This is a genomic window from Virgibacillus tibetensis, from assembly GCF_036026595.1.
In the GTDB taxonomy this organism is placed as follows: domain Bacteria; phylum Bacillota; class Bacilli; order Bacillales; family Amphibacillaceae; genus Virgibacillus_P; species Virgibacillus_P tibetensis.
The window spans coordinates 1-21,558 of record NZ_JARZFX010000014.1 but is presented as its reverse complement, the minus strand read 5'-3'; the positions used below and the strand labels follow the sequence as shown (position 1 = coordinate 21,558).

Genomic DNA, 21,558 nt, shown 5'->3' with positions numbered 1-21,558 from the left:
TATGCTCACGGGATATAGAAGTAAATATAAGTCATTATTGGAATGGAATTGGGTTCCTGAGGAATTATTGTTTGTTCAAAGGACGGACTCCAAATTGTATATTCCTAACATACTTCACGAAATTAAACCAGACGATAGGATATTAGTAGTTCCTAATCAAGCATTTGTTTTGTTTAAAGATACCGATTTTATTCATAGTCATTCCAAAATGCAACTATCGATTATTGACGAGCAGATGAATATAGTAGATTTACTTAAAGAATCATTAGATTTTGCATTTAATAAACTAAACTTAAATCGTATTTATGGATATTTAATAGAAGATAAGCACGAGGAACAGGAGATACTACAATCGATAGGGTTTCTAAATGAAGGTTCCATTCCTACCCATTTATATTGGAATCATACCTTTCACAATAGAATGATATTAGGATTAACTAAACGAGATTGGAGTAATAATAATGAATGATTTTCGAAGAGTGGATATAAATACGGAAACTGATTTCTTATTAAAAATGTCTGCATTACAAACTACATACCTATCCGTAAATCCGTATTTAGATAATCGAGAGTTAATTTTAAAAAAGTTAAATAGAAATGAAATAGATATATTTTCATTTACTTCAAACAGAAGCTTAGAAGGGGTATTTTTAATTAAAAAGATCCCTTATAACAATGAAACTGCATATATTGATTATTTGGCTTTTTCCAGTGACGGAGATCAGGAGGTCGTCTACTTATTAGATTTCCTAAATACCATCTATGATATCTTCAATATTAGTAAATTTATTAAATGTGAAGAGATAAATGATCTGAGAGTAACTAGTTTTAGAAAAGTAGGCTTTAATGAGGCTGCAAAACTGAGGGAGCATCAGTTCTATAATGGAAATTACTTTACTCAAAAGTTATATTTTTTAGATGTGGAGGATGCATTATTTGAATAAAAATATTATGATTACTCATTTAGAAGAAGAGGATATTGATGGGAGAATATCCCTTTTATATGAATTTCATGTACAACAGAACTTAAATCATTTGTCAATGACGGTTGACAAAAGTAAATTAAAGGATTTTTATTCCGATGCTGTGATAGAACAACAAGATAATAAGAGGTACTATGTAATCAAAACGAAGAGCCAAAAAATTATAGGATATTGTTGGATTTCTGATATTGATTGGATTAATCAATCATGTGAATTGTCCATTAGTATTTTGCCTAAATATAGAATTGGATTTGGATTTTTAGCTATGGTGGAAATGTATAACTATCTGTATAATCAACTTAATATGAAATCTGTAATAAACCAAATCCTAGAGGGAAATAATTTACTTTTAAAAAGTGCCCCCAAAAATGCACTAAAAAGAAGGATGGACTCATTCACTTTTGGAGAATATAGGGCATCATATTTATGGAACCAAACTAAAGAGCAATATTTGGAATTAAAGAGAACAAAAAAAGAAAAACTGATAAACTTAAAATCCAAGTTTCAATCAGTATAGTGGTGATGTATTGTGAAGATCGGCATAGATATAGCTAATCAAAGTGAATTGATCAATATCATTAATTCCGAAAAATATAGAGACTTCCTATTTACAAAGAATGAAATTCAGTATACGGATGGTTTCTCATTTAATAGGAAGTTAGAATTTCTAACGGGGCGTTTCTGTACGAAAGAAGCTGTTGTAAAGGCGTTAGGTATTGGGTTTTTAACGAGAAAAAAAGTTACCTGGAAGGATATTGAGATATTAAAAATTAATAACGCTCCGACTGTAGTTCTGCATAATAATGTAAAGTACTTTTTTACGGAAAAAGGTTATCGAAATATCGAAGTTAGTATTACACATAAAAAAGAAACGGTAATATCGGTAGTTTTGATTCATTAGGATATCTGGCACCACTAGGATTTTATCGAATTTAGAGCAGACTCTAGGGAGTGTTTCATGTAATATCCATCCTTAAAAAAATATTAAATTCCTACTCTAATCACGTCTATGCGCCCTATGGGTCATATTCCTTTTTGTGGTTTGCTTATTGGATAGTTTATTACATAAGTTCCCTCGTTTATGAGCGAGTCTTCCACCATCGACATAGTATAAACGCCTATATATATTGACGTGTAAGCGTTTATCGTGATGGAGCATAGCGGGCTCGAACCGCTGACCTCTTGGCTGCCAGCCAAGCGCTCTCCCAGCTGAGCTAATGCCCCGTGCACACAAGATAGATTATATACTGTGTACACTTTAATTTCAAGTAAACTAGAATATAAAATGAGTTAATTGAAATGGAACAGGTTATTAGACTAGTACTCATGACGCAAGCTGGATTTTATTATAGGTCCTTCTAACTGTTTTTCTGAAAGGGCTCTTTTATTAGTCTGAATTTACTAGAAATTTACAAAAACTTAATTGTTTCAGCCCTCGTAATGTGCCATGCTAGTAGTGTGTCATATTCCTAGTTTGTATAAAAAGTGAATACGATACAAATCTAGTAAAACGGAGGGTATTAATGAAAAATACGACTGTGAGGAAGGCTGTCAACTTACTTTTTATTTTCACCTTGGTTTTTACGAACTATTCTACGGTTTTTGCAACAACAGCAGCAGCGGAAAGTAATGAAATAGTAGCTGAAGATTTATTTATTTCAGAGTACATCGAGGGAAGCTCATTTAATAAAGCAATCGAGATTTACAATGGAACAGGAAGTACAGTAGACCTATCTGACTATCAAGTAGAGTTATACTTTAATGGAGCAACTGACCCTGGTCAATCGCTTGTTTTATCAGGTACATTGGAACATGGTGATGTCTATGTCATCTCACATAATAGCGCAGATCCTGAGATTTTAGAAAAAGCTGATTTAACAAATTCTGCGGTTATTAACTTTAATGGTAATGATGCATTTGTTTTAAAAAATAGTGATGAAGAAAGAATTGATGTATTAGGTGTAATTGGGGACGATAGTGACTATGCGAAGGATGTAACGTTGGTAAGGCATTCCTCCGTAACAGGACCTAGTTCAGCATATGAAGAGACGCAGTGGACTGAGTATGCAACTAATACGTTCGCATACCTTGGCACTCATACAATGGATGGAGTTGATCCGATAGATCCTCCTGAAGAACCGGGAGAACCTGGGGAAGAGTACACCATTGGGGAAGCAAGGAATTTAAGTGATGGTACGGAAGTTACAGTAGAAGGAATTGTTACAGTTGACCATGCTGCAATTAGTAATGGTGCCCAGTTCACGACATACATACAAGACGCTACAGGCGGCATTAATCTTTTTGCGTATGAACAAGGCCACTTACCAGATCTTGAAAAAGGCGATGAGGTAAAAGTTTCAGGTGTGTTAGATTCATATAATGGATTAAAGGAAATTATTCCTGCTGCAATTGAGGTTACTCAAACAGGTCAAGCGTTACCTGAAGTGCAGTCCATTACATTAGAAGACCTTCAAGACCCTGAAATAGCAGAATCATATGAAGGGGAGCTTGTTCGGGTCAACGCTTTTATTAATAATATTCCAGATAGTCCTGCAGGCGGTGGTTATAATGTATCGTTAGTAGATGCTGATTATAATGGTACGACACTTCGTGTGATGGAGAATGCACTTGACCTGACTTTGGTTGAATCTGATATGTGGTACAACATCACAGCCATAGTGAGTCAATATAATGATTATCAACTGATACCAACAGAACAGGCTGACATCCAGGTTGCAGATGAACAACCAGAACCACCATCATCTGCTGGCGTCTATGAATCTACTGTAGAAAGGATAACAGATGGAGATACCATTCACATCCAGACACCAGTGCTTGGTGGAACGAATGTGCGTTTCCTGAATATGGATACAGCTGAGACATATACAGCACATAATAAAGATCCAGAAAGAGAAGAAATAAATCAGAATCAAAAATATTATGGAGACTTAGCCACAGAATATATAAGCCAACTCCTTGAGCCTGGTGATGAAATACTGGTGAAAGTTGGAGAAGAAGCCACGGATGATTATGGTAGATTACTAGCTGAAATAATTCGAAAAGAAGATGGGTTAAACATAAACCTGGAAATGGTGCGCCAAGGTTACGCATCGACTTATTTTATCGCACCTTTTGACGAAGAAGTCTATCCAGAATATCAGGATGCGGTTAAGGAAGCGAAGGATCAGGAATTAAATATATGGAATTCACAAAATCCATTAATGGAATTGCCATTTGTATTCCGTGCAAATGATGACCGAAAAGGTTTTTCAAGATATGTTGGAAATTCCAATACGATGGAATATGTTACACCAGATAATTGGGCCGACGTACCGGTAGAAAAGAGAATATTCTTTTCAACTGCTGAAGAAGCTGAATCCTATGGGTACCAGCCGGTTGACGGTGAAGGAAATCCAGATGATAACTTACTTGAAATTCAGTTATTAAGTATGAATGATCTTCATGGAAAAATTGATCAGGAATACAGTCTTGACCCTGATAATGACGGTGTTAATGATATGTATGGTCGTATGGATTATACTACTGCAGCCTTAAAAGAGCGAAAACAGGAGAATCCGAATACGCTGCTCGTCCATTCTGGTGATATGATTGGGGGAAGTTCTCCTGTATCAGGTTTGCTGCAGGATGAACCAACTGTAGAAATTATGAATGAAATTGGTTTTGATGTAGGTACGGTTGGAAATCATGAATTTGATGAAGGGCTTGACGAGTTATTACGCATGATAGATGGGGGAGACCACCCGGAAGGCTTAGGGACAGATGGATATGAGGGTATGGACTTCCCGGTACTTTGTGCAAATTGTGTCTATGAAAACACAGATGAAACATTCCTGCCGCCATATCATATAGAAGAAGTAGATGGTGTGGAAATTGGTTTTATTGGAGTTAATACCCAAGAAACAGTGAATATGGTAATGCCATCTTCTCTTGAGGGGATTGCGTTTACGGATGAAGCAGAAGCAGTGAATGAATCTGTAAATGAACTCACTTCTCAGGGGATTGAAGCGATTATCGTGTTAGCACATATACCTGCCGATCAGTCTGGTGATGGAGCGACAGGTGGAGCGGCTGACCTTGCAAGAGAAACAGATGACGCTGTAGATGTTATTATTGCTGCTCACAATCATCAAGTTGTTGATGGTGTTGTGGACAATAAATTAATCGTTCAATCCTCGGAATACGGTAAGGCCTTTGCGGATATTGATTTAGTCATTGACCGTACGACTGGTGACATTGTACAGAAGGAAGCCGAAGTTGTTTTTGTAAAACAGAGCAACTACAGCCCAGATGAAAATGTTTCTGCTATTTTGGATAATTACGCCAATCGTATTGCACCTATCATCAATGAGGTGATTGGATATAATGCATACGATCTTACAGGAAGTTACACAGGTGATGGTGATCACGGTTTAGGAAATCTAATTGCAGATGGTATGAACTGGAAAATGGGCAGTGATTTTGCCATGATGAACGGTGGTGGGATTAGAGACCATTTACTTGCAGGAGAAGTTACCTGGGGTGACTTGTACAATATCCAGCCATTTGGTAACACAATAATGACAGTGGAAGTTACTGGCGCAGACCTCTATTCAATTATCAACGAACAAATATCACCAATGTATGGTCCAGACTATAGTGTCAGCGGATTACATTATACATGGAATTCCGAGTTGAGTGAGGTTGTTGATATTACATTACCTGATGGAACACCAATTGATATGCACAAAGTGTATACATTGACCGTAAACAATTATATGGGAACATCAGAAGGCCCAATTAAAGACTTAGGTAAAAACCCGATAATGGGACCGGCAGATATTGATGCGACGGTTGATTTCGTCGAAAGTCTGAATAGTTCTGAAGACAACCCATTAGAGTATGGACCTGAAGGTAGAATAACAGAAACGGACGAAGAACCTGGTGGACCAGGGGAAGAAGAACCAGTAGTGGAAATTGAACCTAAGGGGAATAATGGAAGAGCTACTGTCCATACGAAAGATCTTGAAGCACTTGAGCAAGGAGTGCATGTACAAATCAATATATACAATGAAAAGAAATCAAGAAGTCTATTGCTTAATAAAAAACAGGTGGATATTTTGAAAGAGAAAGATGTTACTTTAGAAGTAACCAATGGTACAACATCGAAGACATTCGAAATGCAGCATAGTAATGATAAGGTCTTAAAAGTAAGTTTAGAAGATTAGTAAACTGTCCAAAAGGGATCAGCTAAAAACAGCTGATCCCTTTTACTATGGAATAGGTAAAATTTTCAAACATTTACAACCTGGCTCACCATACGTTATATTAATAAAAGATAAATGTGTATATTTTAAAATAAAAGAGGTGTGGGAAATGAAAAGTGGTGATCTGTCAAAGGATGAGTATCTGTTTAAAGTTGCAAACCGGGAAGCGCTGATCGGGGTCGGTTTAGTAATCTTTAACTTTATTTGGTGGTATGCATTTGCTTACGGTTTAGGTAGCAAAGATCCAGCGGAATATACATATGTGTTCGGGTTCCCTGCCTGGTTCTTCTATAGTTGCATACTCGGATTCATTGTAATGGCTGTATTAGTTACTATAATTGTAAAGAAGTTCTTTGTGGCTATTCCCTTTGATGAAGGGAATGAAAGCGAATGAACTGGCAGGCAATTATTCCGTTACTTGGTTTTTTAGTAATTATATTTGCTGTTGGAATGTATGCAGGCAGGCATCTTAAATCTTCTAACTCATTTTTGCAGGACTATTTTCTGGGTGGGCGAAGTCTGGGCGGCTTTGTGTTAGCGATGACAATGACAGCAACCTATGGAAGTGCAAGTAGTTTCATAGGTGGTCCAGGCGTTGCTTATAATGAAGGTCTGGGTTGGGTGCTGTTAGCAATGACACAAGTAGCCACAGGATATTTTGTATTAATGGTTTTAGGTAAGAAATTTGCGATTGTTACGAAAAGGTATAATGCAGTTACAATGGTAGATTTTTTGAAGGAACGCTACCAATCAAAGTGGGTTGTTCTATTTTCTGCTTTCAGCATTATTATCTTTCTGTTTTCCGCTATGGCAGCTCAGTGGATCGGTGGTGCTAGATTAATTGAATCGTTAACGGGGCTTACATACACAAGTGCTTTATTTATTTTTGCGGTATCTGTACTGGTTTATGTAACTATTGGTGGTTTTCGTGCTGTGGCACTGACAGATGCTATCCAAGGAAGTGTGATGTTTGTTGGTACCCTCGTTTTATTAATAGCTACCATCATAGCTGGTGGGGGAATTCCTGCAATTATGGCAGATCTTACTGCTGAGAACCCTAATTTAATAACTCCCTTCGGTGCCGAAGGAAACCTTACACCGACATATGTATCGTCTTTCTGGATACTTGTGGGTGTAGGCGTAGTCGCGCTGCCTCAAGTGGCTGTCCGAGCTATGTCCTATAAGAATTCAAGATCTATGCACCGGGCACTGATTATTGGAACAATTGTAGTTGGTTTTATCATGTTGAACATGCATTTGATTGGGGTTTTTGCTCGACCTATTTTACCGGGAATCGAAGTTGGTGATACGGTAATGCCACTTATTGCACTAGAGGTAATGCCGGCTTGGCTTGCTGGTATTGTGCTGGCAGCACCGATGGCTGCAATTATGTCGACAGTAGACTCTCTATTGCTATTAGTGAGCTCCTCCATCGTTAAAGATGTTTACTTAAACTATATAGAACCAAAAGCGTCTTACACTAAGGTAAAGCGCTTAAGTATCGGAATCACAGCTGTATTAGGAATAATTGTTTTCCTGTTAGCCCTAAACCCTCCCGACTTAATCATTTGGCTGAACCTCTTTGCTTTTGGTGGGCTGGAAGCAGCATTTATTTGGCCGATTGTACTGGGGTTGTATTGGAGTAAAGGAAACAAGTATGGAGCCTTGGCTTCCATGATAGCAGGGGTAGGGCTGTATATTTTGTCTGACTCATTTTTTCCGCAGCCTTTAGGCCTGCACTCTGTAGTGCTGCCAATTGTTGTCTCATTTGTGGCCTATGTAGTAGTTAGCTTGGCTACACATAGAAGATTAGTTTAGAAAAAATATGTACGTATAGTAATAAGCCTCCTTCTACCATAGAGGGGGGCTATTTCTTATAAAAAGTAACTTCTATTACCAGCTATGATTTTGAAAACGCTATCACTTTTTAAACACTTTAACTTTTCAAACAAATGTTTGATTTCTGTTACTTTAATGAGATATAATGATTTGCAATTCCTTTTAAAGGTCGATAATTATATTGCTATTGTTTAAAGGTGTTTCTAGATGGATTCTCCAAAGGGTACCGATAGTAACACGCTTTTTCAATTAGATTTTTACAAAAATACTTATCAGTACATATAAAGGATCTTCAAAAAACCCCGTACAAATTACAACTCGAATTTCACACGAATGCTTGTTTTTTAAAAAAGCGGATGGTACCTGCGTCTGCTAGAATATTCAAGGAAGTAAGATTCCTTGGTGCAAGGCAGCTAAGATATAAATTCTTAGAAGTTGCCACTCTCATGTATTAAGGAATACATGAGAAATTTTCTGTACCTTATGGATAGGGAGGTGAAAGCATGGAAGAACTATTAAAGCAGTTAACATCACTAAGTGGACCATGTGGTTATGAACAGAATGTAACCTATTTTATAGAAGACTATGTAAAAGAGAAAGCAGACCATGTACATGTGGATACAATGGGAAATGTGATCGTAATGAAAAAAGGTAATAAATCAGGTCCTGTGACGTTATTAACAGCACATATGGACGAAGTTGGTTTTATTGTTAAAAAGATAGAAGAAAATGGTTTGCTCCGTTTCGAGAAACTTGGTGGCCATGATGATCGTATTCTTCTGGCACAGGAAGTTAAAGTGATGGGCAAAGATAAAGAGTTTGATGGTGTTATAGGAACATTATCTACACACTTCCTTAAGTTTGATGATCCTGTAAAAGTTCGCAGACATGCGGAAATGTATATTGATATCGGTGCAACTTCTAAACAGGAAGTGCAGGATCTGGGTGTTGATGTTGGTACGCCAATTACGTGGGCAACGAAAGCGAAGCTCATTGGTAGTGAAGGAAACAAAATGATGATAGGAAAATCACTGGATGACCGCTCAGGATGTGCTGTTTTGCTAACTGTACTAAATGAATTGCAGAATAAGGACTTCGCCGGGGAAATTGTTTTATTGTTTACAGTACAAGAGGAAGTTGGATTAAGAGGCGCTCAAACCGGTATTCGTCAAGTAGATGCGGACATTGCAATTGCTGTTGATACAACGGCTGTTAGTGATACACCGGAAGACATTATGGACAACAGCCTGCAAATAGGCGCTGGCACAGGAATTAAAGTGATGGACTTTAGCTTGATTGTCCAGAAAACAATGAAAGATTTACTGGTTAAATTTGCTGAAGAATTTTCAATTAATTACCAGCTGGAAGTGTTTCCTGGGATAGGAACCGATGGGGGGGCTGTTGCTCTATCCGATAAAGGAATACCAACTGGTGTCCTGTCTATTCCTTCGAGGTATACACACTCACCTGTTGAACTAATAAGTATGAAGGATCTTGAAGCAACAAAAGATTTACTTAAAGCATTCGTTTTTAACATCGATGACAAAACAGACTTTACATTCTAACTAAAACAATACAGAAATAGGAGATATGAATTCATGAAAACATCATCCAGAAAATCAATTATGTTGTTAGTACTTACATTACTACTAAGCATTGCACTTGCAGCGTGTACAAGTGAACCTGATGATAGCGACGGAGCTACAGCCAGTAATGAAGATTCAGGTGAGGGAGAAGGACAAGGTGGAGACTTAGTTATTGCAACTTTATCGGATGCTGTAACCTTAGACCCTGCAGCTTCCAACGATACACCTTCAAGTGACATTCAAATAAATATATTTGAAACACTTGTAACACAGGATGAAAATATGGAAGTTCAGCCTGGTCTTGCCAAAAGCTGGAAGATAGTAGATGACTTGACGTGGGAATTCGAGCTTCGTGAAGGTGTTACTTTTCATGATGGAACAGAATTTAATGCTGAAGTGGTAAAAGCAAATATAGAGCGTACACTTGACCCTGAGATTGCTGCACCAACATCATTTATGTATGACATGATAACAGATATTAAAGTAATAGATGAACATACAGTTCAATTTACAACAGAATTCCCTTTCGCGCCACTACCAGCGCACCTTGCTCATCCGGGTGGCCTAATGATTTCTTCTGAGCAAATTGAAGAAGATTATGAAGCGATGAAAGATGGGGAAGAGCCTGGAAGTATAATTAATGAGCACCCTCAGGGTACTGGTGCTTTTAAATTTGAAGAATGGGAATCAGGGCAATATGTAAAATTGGTAAAAAATGAAGACTATTGGGATGAAAGTGCATTATTGGATTCTGTAACTTTTAAGGTTGTTCCAGAAGATTTAACGCGATTTGCTGAGCTTGAAACTGGAGATTCTCATATTAGCAATCCACTTAGTCCTTCTGATGTAGCACAAGTAGAAGCACGTGATGGCATGACCGTACAGAGACAGGAAAGTTCTTCCTTATCTTATGTCGGTTTCAATATGAGCAAGGAGCCATTTGATGATGAACGTGTACGTCAGGCGATTTCGATGGCCATTAATAAGGACCAAATTATTGATGGTATCTATGATGGTATTGGAAACCCGGCTAACGGTCCTTTAGCTCCAGGTATATTTGGATATGATGAAAATATATCTGGTCTCGAGTATGATCAAGAAGAAGCAAAATCGTTATTGGCTGACGCGGGTTACGAAGATGGTTTCTCTGCCACTCTTTGGACAAATGATAATCGTGAGCGTATTGATACAGCAACAAACGTACAAGCACAACTTGCTGAAATAGGGATAGACTTAGAAATAGAAATTCTTGAGTGGGGCGCTATGCTTGAACAAACAGCAAATGGTGCACACGAGATGTTCGTCTTTGGATGGACAACCGTGACTGGGGATGCCGATAATGGAATGTATCCACTGTTTCACTCTGACAACTTAGGGTCAGCGGGAAACCGCACCTTTACAGAAAATGAGCAGCTTGATGAACTTTTAAGTGGTGCGCGTCAAACATCTGACGCTGATGAACGATTAGAGTTATATAGTCAAGCACAAGAAATGCTTGTAGAAATTGCGCCTATGGTTTATATCCATAACCAGGAATATATACTGGGAGTAAGTGAGAAAGTGAATGGGCTGTCACAGCTTCCAACCCAATTACTGCAATTAAAAGAGGTTTATTTAGAAGAGTAGTTAAATAAAAAGGAAATAGACTAATTACTGATTATCCGCCTTCAGAATGATTTAAATCAATCGAAGGCGGATTTTTTGCTGTTTTCATACCAAATGAGCTTGAAAATTACTACTAGTTTGTGTTCTTAAATTCGGTAGTATACTAAATCTTTTCTTTTGCAAATTCAACAAAAAAGTCTAACGCGTCCTCACTACTTAATGACCCCTTATTGACGACTTTTTCCACTGGTCTGCCCATTAGAATTTTCTTTACAGGGATCTCTAATTTTTTTCCGTTTAATGTTTTAGGTAAGTCAGGTACTTCATAAAATCCAGTTGGCACATGGCGCGGGGAACATTGTGTACGTATCTGTTTCTTAATTGCTTGCTGAATGTCTGCCGTTAATTCATAGCCTTCTTTCATTTGAACAAACAATGGGGTGAAGGAATCGCCATCATCCTTTGGAATGTCCACTATTAAACTATCAGCAACTTCTTTTACTTGATCAACAGCGCGGTAAATTTCGCTTGTGCCAATTCGTATACCACCACGGTTTATAGTTGCATCAGAACGTCCATAAATCACACAGGTGTGCCGATCTGTGATCTTTAGATAATCGCCGTGACACCAAATGCCGGGATAGACATCGTAGTAGCTTTCATGTAATCGAGTGCCATCCTCATCATTCCAGAAATAAATCGGCATGGAAGGAAAGGGTTCTGTAAGTACTAATTCCCCAACCTCATCTATTTGTGAGTGGCCGTCCTCATTAAAGCTTTCAATTTTTGCTCCAAGTCCACGGCATTGGAGTTCACCAGCATAGACGGGTAAGATGGGAGCCCCTAAAATAAACGCGGTACAGACATCTGTTCCTCCGCTTGCAGAAGCAATCCACAGATCTTTCTTTACATTTTCATAACACCATTGAAAACCTTCTGGTGGTAAGGGTGATCCTGTTGAACTTATATTCTTCAAATGACTAAGATCAAATTCTTCCCCAGGGTTAAGCTCATCCTTCATGCATGCAGTAATATAGCTTGCACTTGTTCCGAAGACAGTCATTTTTGTTTCTTCAGCAAATTTCCAAAGCATTTTCTTATCTGGGTAAGCTGGGTTTCCATCATATAGAATAATAGTGCTTCCTGTAAGAAGACCACCGACCAGAAAGTTCCACATCATCCATCCTGTTGTGGTAAACCAGAAAAAGCGGTCATCTTCTCCTAAGTCAGCGTGGAGGGTTAATGCCTTTAAATGCTCCAGTAAAATCCCACCCTGGCTTTGGACAATTGGTTTTGGTATCCCGGTTGTCCCCGAAGAGAATAAAACCCATAGTGGGTCATTAAATGGAACATGTTCAAAAGTAAGGGTTTCTTCTCCATTTTCCTCTAAGGCTTTATCCCATGGAATCACATTTACTAATTTACTGAAATCGGCAGACTCATTTAAGTAAGGAATAGCAATGGTTGCCTCTAGTGTAGGAAGCTCAGATTGAATATTCCTCACTGTTTCTGTACGGTCAAACTGCTTTCCGCCATAGCTGTACCCATCAACTGTGATCATTACCTTAGGCTCGATTTGTTTAAAGCGGTCGATGACACTTTGTGTACCAAAGTCGGGGGAAGCACTCGACCAAATAGCCCCAAGACTAGCTGTTGCCAGGAAGGCAACAACAGATTCATAGATGTTTGATACATAAGCGACAACCCGGTCACCTTTTTGTACATTGAGTTTAACTAATGTCCGCTGAAGTGCAGCTGTTTCTTTGTAGAGCTGTTTCCAAGTAACTTCTGATTTACTTCGTGTTTCTGAAGCATGAATAATAGCCGGTTTATTAGCTTCTCTATTTCTGAAAATATGTTCCGTATAGTTAATTGTTGACTCGGGAAACCATTTTGCACCTGGCATTTGATGTGATGATAATACGGTTTTGTATGGTTTTTCTGATTTAATAGTAAAGTATTCCCATTGCGATTCCCAGAATGCCTCTATTTCATTAACAGACCATTCCCAAAGCGATTGGTAATCATCAATATGTATATTTTTATTTGTTTTTAACCATTTTAAATAATCGTAAATAATTGATTGCTGTTTTCTCTGTTCATCAGGTTCCCACAATAATGTACCTTCTTTTATTTGACTCATCCTACCCCTCCTGAATTTCATGTAACTACTACTATTATATGAAACCGCTTTCCAAGTGTAAAGGAATGGCTCAGAGATTCCCAATGTTCCGCTCTTTTATCAGGTTGATAGAAGAACAAAAAAATCCCTCACTTAAAATAAGCGAGGGACCTGATCTTTACTGTTCAGCCAGTTTATCTGCAAATGCTTTTACGTATGGTGGTAAATCAGGGGGACGGCGGCTTGATACAATATGACCATCGACAACAACTGCTTCATCAACCCAAGTGGCACCTGCATTTGTCATATCATCTTTAATTCCAGGTGTACTTGTTACTTTTTTGCCATGTAAAATATCTGCGGAAATAAGTACCCATCCTGCGTGACAGATTTGTCCGATTGGCTTTTTGGCTTTATCCATTACTTTTATAAATTCCAGTACCTCTGAATAACGTCTTAATTTGTCCGGTGCCCAACCACCAGGCACAAGGATGGCGTCATAATCATCCGCTTGAACATCCGTAAAGGCATATGCTGATTCAGCAGGAACTCCATATTTACCAATGTACTTCTTATTGGCTTCCATTCCAACCAGATCAACCTGTGCGCCTTCTTCTTGAAGGCGTAATACAGGGTACCATAGTTCTAAATCTTCGAAGTCATGATCGACAAGCGCCATAACTTTTTTGTTTTTTAATCGCATGTAATCCCTCCATACTTTAGTATACCTTAGTGTATCAAAGGATGATGATTAATTCGAACCTTGGTGATATTCGGCAAACTTAACAAAATTTTTTTCATCTTCAATAAGACCACATGCTCCGCATTGAATTTTATGCTTTGGGCCTTGGTACGCGATATGGAAAACTTCTGTGGCTGCGTTTGCGTAGTCATTAATAACCTCACCCGTATGTGGATCTAGCTTTATAGGCTTTGCTACTTGTTCAATAATATTAAACCTTGTACTGTTCGTTTTGCAATTAGGACATCGATATGGTTTAGTGATATCAAACACCTCCACCTCTTATTATCTCTATATCGCAGTATTTTATGAAGAAATAAATCGGCCAACATGCCTGGGGGCAAATGACCGATTTAGTATTAAAAAAACTTCTTTAATTTAGAGAAAAATGATTCATTACTCTTGTTAGTTTCTTCCTTTTCCTCACTAGTATTTTCTTTTTCAATAAAAATATTCTCTTTATCAATAGCGTGATCATAGGTTAAGACTGCACCAATATCCGTATCGGTTTCTTCATTGGTAATAGTGGTATAAGGGATATTGTACTTATCTGCCAGCGCTTTTTCCTCTTTAAGGAAGCGATAGGAAACATGGCCATTCATTATTAATTTGGCATCCTTATGTTCCTTCATTGCTTCTTCTAACTTTGCAAGACCTTTATCTGACATAACTTGTCCTTTAGTTAAAGCTAGGACTATCCGCTCTCTGAGAGTACCCAGAAATTGTTGTCTTTCTGCCTCTTTTGGTCTGCGTTTACCGTATATTCCTTCTGTGAGATAATCATCTACGTTTTTGTTACTCATCACTATGCCTCACTTTAAAGTAGCCCATTTTAATCTTATTGTACAAACAAGATAGTCGTGACGCAATGAAACAGGCTTCTTACTGATACTCCCACCTCTAAAGGGTAACCGTTCCTCTTACGAGTAACGGTGGGGTTCTAAAGTACACAATGACTTACGACACCGTATCTATAACGAACATTCGTTTCCTTTTCAAGGGGGTGCTGAAAATTATGATTACATGCGGAGAACGTTTACGAGAATTACGGAAAGAAAGAGGGTTATCTGCGAAAGAATTAGGAGAGATCATCGGGGTTAATGAACGAGTCTTAACCTATTATGAAACAAACGAACGGCAACCACGGTTTGATATGTTGATTAAATTAGCGGATTTCTTTGATGTTTCAATGGATTATTTATTCGGAAGAACAGATTGTCGGACAGTTAAGCGGAATTAATTCCGCCCCTGTCCGAAGTCGTTTTCCTCGCCACCACTAAAGGAGTGGGCTTCCAACGACTTAAAGTTCTGTGAAAGAGCGATTCACTTTAAGGTGAATCGCTCCCGATTTTTATCTTTCTTTAACTCTTCTGTCTGCAGCCCTGCTTCTTGACAGGGCTTCTTTATCTTCATGATCAGCAAATTCCTCAGCAAACTCTATATCTTTACCGTCGGTTTTCAGGTTCTTTGGAGTCTGTGCAAGGTAATTATTTTTGCGGTTTTTATGATCATCTCTACCCATACTGTCACCTCATTTAAATGGATTCCTCCATAGTATGTGTAAACATATAAATAATAAAAGCATTTTTTCACATACTAATCAATATATGTAGGTATAAAAGGAGGAAATTTTCATGCCATTAAATGTAACGCAAAAATTAATAAAAGATCACCTTACTTCAGGTGAGATGGTTCCAGGTAATGAGATTGGTCTTAAAATTGACCAAACACTTACACAGGATGCCACAGGAACTTTAGTAATGCTGGAACTGGAGGCTATGGAGCTGGATGCAGCAAAAACAGAAGCTTCCGCCCAATATGTGGATCATAATTTAATTCAGGAAGATAGTAAAAATCCAGATGACCATTTGTTTTTACATAGTGCTACTAGGCGGTTTGGTCTGTACCACAGTCGTCCTGGAAATGGAGTTAGTCATCCAGTACATATGCAACGGCTGGCTAAACCAGGAAAAACCTTGCTCGGTTCAGACAGCCATACGTGTGCCAATGGCTGTATGGGAATGCTGGCAATGGGAGCTGGAGGAATCGATGTAGCTCTGGCGATTGCAGGCGAACCTTTTTACGTGAAAATGCCCAAAGTGTGGGGCATTAAGTTACTAGGTGAATTGCCTGATTGGGTCAGCGCAAAAGATATGATTTTAGAACTTCTCCGTCGCCACGATGTAAAAGGTGGGGTCGGTAAAGTGATTGAATATTATGGTCCAGGGATTAAAACACTGAGTGCTATGGATCGTCATGTTATAGCCAACATGGGAGCGGAGCTTGGGGCAACGGGTACTGTATTTCCATCTGACAAAGAAATTAAACGGTTTCTGGCAGAACAGGACCGAGAGGACGACTGGATAGAGCTTGTGGCTGACAGGGGTGCAACTTACGACATTGATGAAGAACTGGACCTTTCAAAAATCGAACCCCTTATAGCGAAGCCATCCAGTCCGGGAAATGTAGTATCTGTTACAGAGGTGGCAGGTACACCAATATACCAATCCTATCTTGGTTCATCGGCAAACCCAGGTTTTCGTGACTTTGCTATAGCTGCAGAAATTGTAAATGGTAAACGGGTTGCTGATGGTGTCTCGTTTGACATCAATCCAACCTCTAAGCAAATGTTAACGGATCTCGTAAAAGAAAGTCATATCGCAAGTCTACTGCAATCAGGGGGACGTTTACATCAAGCAGGTTGTAATGGATGTATCGGTATGGGGCAGGCGCCCGCATCAGGAAGAAACAGCTTACGAACAACCCCAAGAAATTTCCCTGGCAGATCTGGAACTCGTGAGGATAGTGTTTATCTATGCAGTCCAGAAACAGCTGCTGCATCTGCATTAACAGGGAAAATAACAGATCCAAGAACATTAAAGATGAAGTATCCCAACGTGCAGGACCCGAAAAAACCTACTGTTGATATCAATCTGCTGGATGTACCATTGCCATATGAAGAAGCAAAAAATGTGAAGTTGCATAAAGGACCTAATATCGCTTCGATTCCTAAAATGGACGAAATGCCGGATGAGTTGGAAATACCTATTTTATTAAAAATGGGTGACAATATTTCCACAGATGAAATTCTTGCTGGAGGAGCGCGTGTGCTGCCGTATCGCAGTAACCTTCCAGAGATAAGTAAGTTTACGTTTGAAATTGTTGATGAAACCTATTACCAGCGTGGTAAGGAAACAGTGGAAAAGGGAGGGCATGCTGTAGTTGGAGGATTTAACTATGGGCAAGGATCTAGTCGGGAACATGCTGCACTTGCACCAAGGTATCTTGGATTACGTGTAGCTTTAGTAAAAGATTTTGCACGAATTCACTGGCAGAACTTAGTCAACTTTGGTGTTCTTCCATTAACATTTGTAAATGAAGAGGATTATGACATGTTAAAGCAAGGTGATATTATACAGGTCACTGGTTTGAAAGAAAAAGTGAGAAAAGGCGATGATTTTACAATAGGAATAAAAGGGAAAAATCAACAAATTAAAGTTAGGCAAGCATTATCAGAACGTCAAAAAGAAATTATGCTAAAAGGCGGTATTATTAACTGGGTAAAAGAAAGAGCAATTTAGAGCAAGTTAAAAGGAGGAAATGAAATGGTAAATAGAGAAAATACGTGTAAGGCTTGTGAAGGTTCAGGAATGCTTGCAGATGATGAAGGTTGGCAATACAGATGCAGTGTATGCAATGGGGATGGTATCCATGCCAAATCAGATGCTGCGAGTTCTGCACGTATTATGTCTGTAGACGAGAATAATCGCCTGCTGGATTAAGATTTTAAAGAAAAAATCATTAAAAAGTCCGAATAACGATCTATAACAGATAGAGGGTGTCCTGAAATTTCAGGACACCCTCTATCTATTATTTTATTATTTAATGTGACGTTGTTCCTTGTATTGGTGCAAAGCTGTTCATATACTGCTGCATGTCCTGCTGCTTCAACTGTGGAACTTGATAATACTGATTTTTGTTTTGGTATAAGAATACTTCATATGCCATTTCTACCAGGTTTGGAACACTATCTGCAAATACTCTTCTTAATACGGGATTTGTTGTCTCTAATGATGTCATAGTAAAAGCAGATGCTGAGGATTTCAGCATTCCCATCATATAGCTGGAAACACACTGGTCGTTAATCTCATTTACCGTTTGTGCAGGAGTCTTTGGCTGTGTAGGTTGCATTCCATAAATAACATTATTACTTTGAGTCATGTTATATATTTGTGTTCCTACAGTTGGCTCCTGGCCGGTTTTTAATGTCTCAACAATTGTATTGTAAAGTTGGGACAAATAAGTTCTGTGTTGTTGTAACATAGTTTTTAATTCTGGATCCTGAATGTGTTGTTCGTATAACAAATATTGTTCCATTCCGCCAATTAATCCAGATATTGCTTCATGTGCATCAAACATTTCGTGCCCGCCATGACTTTGCTGATCCGGCATGGATGAAGAGTCTTGGAGATTCTGATTTTGCTGTTGATTCTGCATTTAATTTCCTCCTTAAGTATTATCAAGGTTATTTTGGACAAAAAGAGATAAATTATTCATTAAGAGACCCTTTAAATACTTTAACATTTGACTTCATTAAAGCTATATTAAGTTGTATAATGGAAAACTATAATAGGCTTAAACCAAAGGGGTATACGAATGTCTAATAAAAACAGGGTAGATAAACAAGCTGAAAAAGGTGAGAATATTGAAGTTTGGGAGGACCTCGTAAACATAAAAGACTTGGTCTTGTGTCTCTTTATTTCTAGTGTAACAACACTCGGGGCATATCTAATTGCGCCAAGTGAGCCACCAAAACCATTAGTTTATGGGCTAATCGGTGCAGTTATAGGCTTCGTGTTAAGTAGCATCTTAGTAAGACCAAAAAGAACGTTTCGCTATGTGAATGGGGAGGAATAGCGATGGATATCGTATTGATTTTTGAATTAATTGCTGCCTCTGTTATCGGTGCGGTATTATACACGTTAATTGGAATTGCACCAGGCACAGATGAAACAGCCGTTCTTGCTCCCGTAACTTTAGTACTGGTTCTTTCAGGCTTTGAACCGATTGTTATATTAGCATTTTTCATTTCGGCAATTGTAGCTAAAAAATTAACAGACTCTATACCAGTTGCGATAGCAGGTATTCCGGGTGGTGTAATGTCTGCCCCGATGGTTGAACACGCCATGGTATTAAAAAAACATGGATTACCTGAAGTCAGTATTCGAAAAATGGCTTCAGGATCTGTAATCGGAACAATCATAGCCGTGCCAATGAGCTTGTTGTTAGCAAGTTTCATTGTTCCATGGGCTGATGTAATTACAGAATTCTCCAGCCAAATATTTCTTGGAGGGGCGATCTTTTTAGCTCTTATGACTAAAAATAGGTGGGTAGCACTTCTCTCTATTATTCCATTTGCCTTTTTAATCCAAGGATTACGTATTTTTTATTGGGAAATCGGTGTTGTACCAGAGGGGACGACAGTTTTCACTTCGTTCTTCCTAGGGATTACAATAGGACCTGTTATCCTAAAACTAGTTGAGTTACTTAATAGAAAGGTAAGGGAAAAACTACCCCGCTATGGTTTGAAGGACATTAAGCTAACCAAAACGGAAAAAATAAAAGGATTTCCTAACCCATTTAAAATATTGGATAAAAAGGAAGCTAGCACAAGTGCATTCGCTTCTGTGATTGGTGTGTTTACATTTTTTATGAGTCCGGTTGGAATGACGATTTTCTTAGGAGAAACGTTAACGAGTAGGATAAAAGAGCCCATAAAAAAAGCGTCTCGGGCAATTTCAAGTATGGACGGGTTAACGAATGCTGCCTATATCTCTGGAATATTAATACCGCTTATTGCAATTGGATTACCCCTTTCCCCAACGGCGATCGGTCCAGGTGGTGCTTTATTTAATGCGCCACCAGTTTTTACACCGGAGAATAATATCCACCATATGTTATCGATGGGTGAGTTTATAGTTGCTACTGTAATTGCATCTGCAGTTGCGATTGGCTTTACATTTTACGTGACGATTAAATATGCGCAACAAATATGTGCATTTGTATTTAAATTTATCCCACATGAAGCAATGATTGGCCTGTTTTTTGGACTAGTAGTAATGCTTGCCTTTATGGATGCTGGAATCATCAATATTGGTGGTGTTTTCCTGGTTGCGTTAGTGGCAGGATTTCTACATCGTAAGGGAGTTAATTATGGCGTGCAATTTATGACGCTATACGCAGCACCATGGTTGGTTTCCCTTTTGTTCTAAACTATTAAACAGGCGATTTGCCTTAGTTCAAGTTTTGAGTATTAAATCGATGTGAAAGAAAAAAAGATGTTGAAGCTAAAGAAAAATGATACCTGGATTCGTGATATTATGGAGTTAACTAATCATCTGTAAAATGGAGGTAGTTTCATGGAGGGAAAAGAACCAATCCAATTAGATACTCGAGTTCATTTAATTGACGGATTTGACCTGGGTGTACCGGAACGGACGGGTACATATGTCATTGCTGAGGAAGAATTAACAATAGTGGAAACAGGACCTAGCCCATCTGTTAAACATGTGAAAAGCGGATTGAAGAAATTGGGGTTTTCACTTGATCAGGTGAAATATATTATTGTAACTCACATCCACTTAGATCATGCAGGGGGAGCTGGACTGTTAGTAAGGGACTGCCCAAACGCCACTGTTATTGTGCATCCCAGAGGCGAAAGACATCTGATAAACCCTAAAAAACTTGCTGCTGGAGCAAGAGCAGTATACGGTGAAAGCTTCTCTGAATTATTTGATCCAATTATTCCTGTACCTGAAGATCGTTTATTAATAAAAGGAGATGGGGAAACATTACAAATTGGCTCTAATTGTACGCTGGAATTTTTGAATACACCTGGCCATGCAAAACATCACTTTAGCATTTATGATCCTGTTAGTAACGGAATGTTTACAGGAGATACAGTAGGGGTTCGTTATCAACAACTCCTTCGTGATGGAGTTTCGCTGTTTCTGCCTTCAACTTCACCGAATCAATTTAATCCAAATGACATGCAAGCAGCAATTAATCGCATGCTCGACATGAATCTTGATCGAATATACTATGGTCACTATGGTATGACGAAGAACCCGAATAAAGCTCTTAAACAAGTTTCCGAATGGCTTGAAGTATTTATGGAAGAAGCAGAACTGATTATTGCAGAAGGTAAGGGGTATGATGAACTGTCCGCACGGCTGATGCATAGAGTGAAGGATCACTTACGCAAGCTTGATGTTGAAGATGATCATGAAGTATATATCCTCATTAATTTAGATATGCAGGTAAGTGCGCTTGGAATAATAGATTATTTTAAGACGTTGAAGCATTGACACTCCCACAGCTGAAGCAATGGGATTCTAAAGTACCAAACCGTTCGCAG

At 38.5% G+C, this 21,558-nt stretch carries 21 protein-coding genes and 1 tRNA gene; 15 read left to right on the top strand and 7 right to left on the bottom strand.

Going from position 1 to position 21,558, the window contains the following annotated elements; translation table 11 throughout:
• Position 1 precedes the first annotated feature (1 nt).
• Genes QGM71_RS18065 through QGM71_RS18050 form a run of 4 tightly spaced genes read left to right on the top strand, consistent with a single transcriptional unit; the run spans position 2 to position 1,884 of the window.
• On the top strand, positions 2-469 hold the full coding sequence (locus QGM71_RS18065) for a GNAT family protein (RefSeq protein ID WP_327608968.1): 468 nt from the start codon (positions 2-4) through the stop codon (positions 467-469).
• Positions 462-944, top strand: coding sequence for a hypothetical protein (locus tag QGM71_RS18060; protein WP_327608967.1), 483 nt, complete (start codon positions 462-464; stop codon positions 942-944). Before QGM71_RS18065 ends, QGM71_RS18060 begins: the two co-directional genes overlap by 8 nt.
• The gene (locus tag QGM71_RS18055; protein WP_327608966.1) at positions 937-1,500 is read left to right on the top strand and encodes a GNAT family N-acetyltransferase; all 564 of its coding nucleotides are present in this window, start codon (positions 937-939) and stop codon (positions 1,498-1,500) included. The genes QGM71_RS18060 and QGM71_RS18055 overlap by 8 nt, the downstream gene beginning before the upstream one ends.
• Positions 1,501-1,512: 12 nt before the next feature.
• Positions 1,513-1,884 (top strand): holo-ACP synthase, encoded by a 372-nt coding sequence (locus QGM71_RS18050; protein ID WP_327608965.1) that lies wholly within the window; start codon positions 1,513-1,515, stop codon positions 1,882-1,884.
• A gap of 250 nt (positions 1,885-2,134) precedes the next feature.
• On the opposite strand, the gene QGM71_RS18045 is transcribed toward QGM71_RS18050, so the two are convergent.
• Positions 2,135-2,207: transfer RNA gene (locus tag QGM71_RS18045), tRNA-Ala, on the bottom strand.
• A gap of 299 nt (positions 2,208-2,506) precedes the next feature.
• Between QGM71_RS18045 and QGM71_RS18040 the strand changes: the two genes are divergently transcribed.
• The 5 genes from QGM71_RS18040 (at position 2,507) to QGM71_RS18020 (ending at position 11,298) form a co-directional block, all read left to right on the top strand.
• Positions 2,507-6,208, top strand: coding sequence for a 5'-nucleotidase C-terminal domain-containing protein (locus QGM71_RS18040; RefSeq protein ID WP_327608964.1), 3,702 nt, complete (start codon positions 2,507-2,509; stop codon positions 6,206-6,208).
• 148 nt (positions 6,209-6,356) lie between these two features.
• Complete coding sequence (locus tag QGM71_RS18035) at positions 6,357-6,641, top strand: YhdT family protein (protein ID WP_327608963.1); 285 nt, start codon at positions 6,357-6,359, stop codon at positions 6,639-6,641.
• The gene (panF, locus tag QGM71_RS18030) at positions 6,638-8,065 is read left to right on the top strand and encodes a sodium/pantothenate symporter (RefSeq protein ID WP_327608962.1); all 1,428 of its coding nucleotides are present in this window, start codon (positions 6,638-6,640) and stop codon (positions 8,063-8,065) included. Before QGM71_RS18035 ends, panF begins: the two co-directional genes overlap by 4 nt.
• Positions 8,066-8,589: 524 nt before the next feature.
• Positions 8,590-9,651 carry a M42 family metallopeptidase gene (locus tag QGM71_RS18025; protein WP_327608961.1) on the top strand — a complete coding sequence of 354 codons (1,062 nt, stop codon included), beginning with the start codon at positions 8,590-8,592 and terminating at the stop codon, positions 9,649-9,651.
• Between the two features lie 33 nt (positions 9,652-9,684).
• Positions 9,685-11,298: a glutathione ABC transporter substrate-binding protein gene (locus QGM71_RS18020; RefSeq protein ID WP_327608960.1), complete on the top strand. Its 1,614-nt coding sequence runs from the start codon at positions 9,685-9,687 to the stop codon at positions 11,296-11,298.
• Positions 11,299-11,440: 142 nt separating this feature from the next.
• On the opposite strand, the gene QGM71_RS18015 is transcribed toward QGM71_RS18020, so the two are convergent.
• The 4 genes from QGM71_RS18015 to QGM71_RS18000 form a co-directional block, all read right to left on the bottom strand.
• On the bottom strand, positions 11,441-13,420 hold the full coding sequence (locus QGM71_RS18015; protein WP_327608959.1) for an acetoacetate--CoA ligase: 1,980 nt from the start codon (positions 13,418-13,420) through the stop codon (positions 11,441-11,443).
• A 157-nt stretch (positions 13,421-13,577) separates the two neighbouring features.
• Positions 13,578-14,102, bottom strand: coding sequence for a type 1 glutamine amidotransferase domain-containing protein (locus QGM71_RS18010; protein WP_327608958.1), 525 nt, complete (start codon positions 14,100-14,102; stop codon positions 13,578-13,580).
• 48 nt (positions 14,103-14,150) lie between these two features.
• Positions 14,151-14,405, bottom strand: a complete 255-nt coding sequence (locus QGM71_RS18005; protein ID WP_327609017.1) for a DNA alkylation repair protein — start codon at positions 14,403-14,405, stop codon at positions 14,151-14,153.
• Between the two features lie 95 nt (positions 14,406-14,500).
• Positions 14,501-14,944: a YueI family protein gene (locus tag QGM71_RS18000; RefSeq protein WP_327608957.1), complete on the bottom strand. Its 444-nt coding sequence runs from the start codon at positions 14,942-14,944 to the stop codon at positions 14,501-14,503.
• A 212-nt stretch (positions 14,945-15,156) separates the two neighbouring features.
• Here QGM71_RS18000 and QGM71_RS17995 point away from each other — a divergent pair, with 212 nt between their 5' ends.
• Entirely contained in the window at positions 15,157-15,381 is a 225-nt protein-coding gene (locus QGM71_RS17995) for a helix-turn-helix domain-containing protein (protein ID WP_327608956.1), read from the top strand.
• Between the two features lie 111 nt (positions 15,382-15,492).
• On the opposite strand, the gene QGM71_RS17990 is transcribed toward QGM71_RS17995, so the two are convergent.
• Positions 15,493-15,663, bottom strand: a complete 171-nt coding sequence (locus tag QGM71_RS17990; protein WP_327608955.1) for a YfhD family protein — start codon at positions 15,661-15,663, stop codon at positions 15,493-15,495.
• Positions 15,664-15,775: 112 nt separating this feature from the next.
• On the opposite strand from QGM71_RS17990, the gene QGM71_RS17985 reads away from it, so the two are divergent.
• Both QGM71_RS17985 and QGM71_RS17980 read left to right on the top strand, forming a co-directional pair.
• Positions 15,776-17,722 (top strand): aconitate hydratase, encoded by a 1,947-nt coding sequence (locus QGM71_RS17985; RefSeq protein ID WP_327608954.1) that lies wholly within the window; start codon positions 15,776-15,778, stop codon positions 17,720-17,722.
• A gap of 24 nt (positions 17,723-17,746) precedes the next feature.
• Positions 17,747-17,923: a hypothetical protein gene (locus QGM71_RS17980; RefSeq protein ID WP_327608953.1), complete on the top strand. Its 177-nt coding sequence runs from the start codon at positions 17,747-17,749 to the stop codon at positions 17,921-17,923.
• Between the two features lie 100 nt (positions 17,924-18,023).
• Here QGM71_RS17980 and QGM71_RS17975 read toward each other — a convergent pair whose 3' ends face one another.
• Complete coding sequence (locus QGM71_RS17975) at positions 18,024-18,638, bottom strand: spore coat protein (protein WP_327608952.1); 615 nt, start codon at positions 18,636-18,638, stop codon at positions 18,024-18,026.
• 159 nt (positions 18,639-18,797) lie between these two features.
• Here QGM71_RS17975 and QGM71_RS17970 point away from each other — a divergent pair, with 159 nt between their 5' ends.
• The 3 genes from QGM71_RS17970 to QGM71_RS17960 all read left to right on the top strand — a co-directional run bounded on the left by QGM71_RS17970 (position 18,798) and on the right by QGM71_RS17960 (position 21,508).
• Positions 18,798-19,058 carry a hypothetical protein gene (locus QGM71_RS17970; RefSeq protein ID WP_327608951.1) on the top strand — a complete coding sequence of 87 codons (261 nt, stop codon included), beginning with the start codon at positions 18,798-18,800 and terminating at the stop codon, positions 19,056-19,058.
• Positions 19,059-19,060: 2 nt separating this feature from the next.
• The gene (locus tag QGM71_RS17965) at positions 19,061-20,413 is read left to right on the top strand and encodes a tripartite tricarboxylate transporter permease (protein ID WP_327608950.1); all 1,353 of its coding nucleotides are present in this window, start codon (positions 19,061-19,063) and stop codon (positions 20,411-20,413) included.
• A gap of 147 nt (positions 20,414-20,560) precedes the next feature.
• Complete coding sequence (locus tag QGM71_RS17960; protein WP_327608949.1) at positions 20,561-21,508, top strand: MBL fold metallo-hydrolase; 948 nt, start codon at positions 20,561-20,563, stop codon at positions 21,506-21,508.
• The last annotated feature ends 50 nt before the right edge of the window (positions 21,509-21,558 follow it).

Excerpts from the sequence above, each read along its gene's own strand:
- QGM71_RS18020 (WP_327608960.1), top strand. The coding sequence starts at position 9,685 with ATGAAAACATCATCCAGAAAATCAATTATGTTGTTAGTACTTACATTA.
- QGM71_RS18025 (WP_327608961.1), top strand. The coding sequence starts at position 8,590 with ATGGAAGAACTATTAAAGCAGTTAACATCACTAAGTGGACCATGTGGT.
- QGM71_RS17960 (WP_327608949.1), top strand. The coding sequence starts at position 20,561 with ATGGAGGGAAAAGAACCAATCCAATTAGATACTCGAGTTCATTTAATT.
- QGM71_RS18060 (WP_327608967.1), top strand. The coding sequence starts at position 462 with ATGAATGATTTTCGAAGAGTGGATATAAATACGGAAACTGATTTCTTA.
- QGM71_RS17965 (WP_327608950.1), top strand. The coding sequence starts at position 19,061 with ATGGATATCGTATTGATTTTTGAATTAATTGCTGCCTCTGTTATCGGT.
- QGM71_RS18040 (WP_327608964.1), top strand. The coding sequence starts at position 2,507 with ATGAAAAATACGACTGTGAGGAAGGCTGTCAACTTACTTTTTATTTTC.
- QGM71_RS18065 (WP_327608968.1), top strand. The coding sequence starts at position 2 with ATGCTCACGGGATATAGAAGTAAATATAAGTCATTATTGGAATGGAAT.
- QGM71_RS17980 (WP_327608953.1), top strand. The coding sequence starts at position 17,747 with ATGGTAAATAGAGAAAATACGTGTAAGGCTTGTGAAGGTTCAGGAATG.
- QGM71_RS17985 (WP_327608954.1), top strand. The coding sequence starts at position 15,776 with ATGCCATTAAATGTAACGCAAAAATTAATAAAAGATCACCTTACTTCA.
- QGM71_RS18015 (WP_327608959.1), bottom strand. The coding sequence starts at position 13,420 with ATGAGTCAAATAAAAGAAGGTACATTATTGTGGGAACCTGATGAACAG.
- QGM71_RS18010 (WP_327608958.1), bottom strand. The coding sequence starts at position 14,102 with ATGCGATTAAAAAACAAAAAAGTTATGGCGCTTGTCGATCATGACTTC.
- QGM71_RS18035 (WP_327608963.1), top strand. The coding sequence starts at position 6,357 with ATGAAAAGTGGTGATCTGTCAAAGGATGAGTATCTGTTTAAAGTTGCA.
- QGM71_RS17995 (WP_327608956.1), top strand. The coding sequence starts at position 15,157 with ATGATTACATGCGGAGAACGTTTACGAGAATTACGGAAAGAAAGAGGG.
- QGM71_RS17990 (WP_327608955.1), bottom strand. The coding sequence starts at position 15,663 with ATGGGTAGAGATGATCATAAAAACCGCAAAAATAATTACCTTGCACAG.
- QGM71_RS17975 (WP_327608952.1), bottom strand. The coding sequence starts at position 18,638 with ATGCAGAATCAACAGCAAAATCAGAATCTCCAAGACTCTTCATCCATG.
- panF (WP_327608962.1), top strand. The coding sequence starts at position 6,638 with ATGAACTGGCAGGCAATTATTCCGTTACTTGGTTTTTTAGTAATTATA.
- QGM71_RS17970 (WP_327608951.1), top strand. The coding sequence starts at position 18,798 with ATGTCTAATAAAAACAGGGTAGATAAACAAGCTGAAAAAGGTGAGAAT.
- QGM71_RS18000 (WP_327608957.1), bottom strand. The coding sequence starts at position 14,944 with ATGAGTAACAAAAACGTAGATGATTATCTCACAGAAGGAATATACGGT.